1 protein-coding gene and 1 pseudogene are annotated in these 2,137 nt (G+C 69.1%); both read left to right on the top strand.

The genetic code is table 11. From position 1 onward, the window contains the following. On the top strand, positions 1 to 1,919 hold a 1,919-nt coding region (locus AC27VN_RS39620), incomplete at its 5' end, for a TonB-dependent receptor (RefSeq protein ID WP_490880233.1). Between the two features lies 1 nt (position 1,920). After that, positions 1,921 to 2,137: pseudogene (locus tag AC27VN_RS39615) on the top strand (hypothetical protein); the annotation flags it as partial.

Genomic DNA, 2,137 nt, shown 5'->3' with positions numbered 1-2,137 from the left:
TGCTGACCGGCGAGACCATCCGCGCGCGCGGCGACGTCTCCGTCATCGAGGCCGCCACCCGCGCCACCGGCATCACGGGTTCGCCCGCGCCGGGCAACGGCAGCACCTCCATGGCCGCGCGCGGCTTCTCGGGCCATGGCTCGGTGATGCAGCTGTTCGACGGCACGCGGCTGTTCGCGGGCGCGGGCACCGTCACCTTCCCGTTCGACACCTGGTCGGTCGACCGCATCGAGGTGCTGCGCGGCGCGGCCTCTGTCATGTACGGCGAAGGCGCGATCGGCGGCGCGATCAACGTGGTGCCCAAGAAGCCCACGCGCGGACCGATCCACAACGAGGCTTTGCTGGGCTACGGCTCCGACGCCACGCGCCAGGCCGCCTTCGGCAGCGGCGGCGCGATCAACGACAAGCTTTCGTATCGCTTCGACATCAGCCACCGCGCCACCCACGGCTTCATGGCGCGCGGCGAGGGCGAGAGCCTGGCCGTCGGTGGTGCGCTGCGGCTGGACGTCTCGCCCGAGCTGCAGTTCACCCTGTCGCACGACGAGGGCCGCCAGTCGCCGCAGCGCTACCAGGGCGTGCCGCTGATCGACGGGCGCCTGAACGACCAGACCCTGCGCCAGAACTACAACGTCGACGACGCCGAGCTCAAGTACGACGACAAGTGGACCCGCCTCGACGCGCTGTGGACGCCCAGCGATGCCGTCACCGTGCACAACCAGCTCTACCGGCTCGCGAGCCAGCGCCACTGGCGCAACAGCGAGACCTACACCTTCAATGCCGCCACGCGCCGCGTGACGCGCGGCGACTACCTCGAGATCGGCCACGACCAGGAGCAGGTCGGCAACCGTACCGACGCCACCTTCCGGCACGAACTGTTCGGCATGAAGAACCAGGTGCTGGTGGGTTTCGACGTGAACCGCATCGACTTCACGCACCTCAACGATTCGCCCTACGGCGGCCGTTCGGTGGTCGATCCCTTCGTCTTCCTGCCCGGCTACTACGCCTCGCCCGTGGCCTACACGCCGCGCTACAAGACCCGCACCAACACCTACGCCGTGTTCGCCGAGGACAAGCTGGCCTTCGACGAGCGCTGGTCGCTGGTCACCAGCCTGCGCTGGGACCATGCCAAGGTGGCGCGCACCGACCTGGCCAACGCGGCCAACAGCCTCACGAAGACCTTCGAGTACGCCACCGGCCGCATCGGCGCGGTGTATGCGCCCGATGCCTCGCAGTCCTTCTATGCGCAGCTGGCGCATGCGGCCGATCCGCTGACCTCGCTGATCAGCACCTCGACGACGCAGGCACCGTTCGACCTCAGCACCGGCAACCAGGTCGAGGTCGGCTACAAGCGCCAACTGGCCGACAATCGCGGCGCCTGGACCGTGGCCGCCTACCGCATCGAGAAGAAGAAGCTGCTGTCGCGCGACCAGAACAACCCCACCGTCTCGCAGCAGGTCGGCAAGCAGTCGTCCGAGGGCATCGAGGCCACGCTCGACCTCGCGCTGACGTCCACGCTGCGGCTCGAGGCCAATGCGGCCAAGCTGCGCGCGCGCTACGACGACTTCAACGAGGTCGTGAGCGGCCGGCTGGTCTCGCGCGCCGGCAACACGCCGTTCGGCGTGCCCGAGGAAGCGGCCAACCTGTTCCTGCACTGGCATTTCCTGCCGCAGTGGGAGGCCGAGTTCGGCGTGCGCTACGTCGGCTCGCGCCAGGTCGACGCGGCCAACTCGCGCAAGATCGGCTCCTACACCGTGGCCGACGCCTCGGTGAGCTGGCAGGCCAACAAGTCGCTCAAGCTCGCGCTGCGCGGCTACAACCTCGGCGACCGCCGCTATCCGCTGTCGTTCTCGAACAGCGGCAACCAGTGGCTGCTGGGCCGTCCGCGCTCCTTCGAGCTGTCGGCGCTGGTGAACTTCTGAGATGACGCACGCCGCGCGCCGCGCCCGCGCCGATCGCACTGCCTGGCAGCGTGCGTGGCCGCTCGTGCGCCACTGGCTCTACTGGACGCACCGCTGGCTCGGCATCGGCGGCTGCCTGCTGTTCGTCATGTGGTTCGTCTCGGGCGTGGTGATGATGTACGTGGGCTATCCCACGCTCACCGAGGCCGAGCGGCTCGCGGGCCTGCGCGCGCTCGATG

The sequence above is a fragment of the Variovorax sp. 20P10.2.4 genome, from assembly GCF_058244205.1.
Note: the sequence above shows the minus strand (reverse complement) of the source record. Positions and strands in the feature narration are given on the sequence as shown.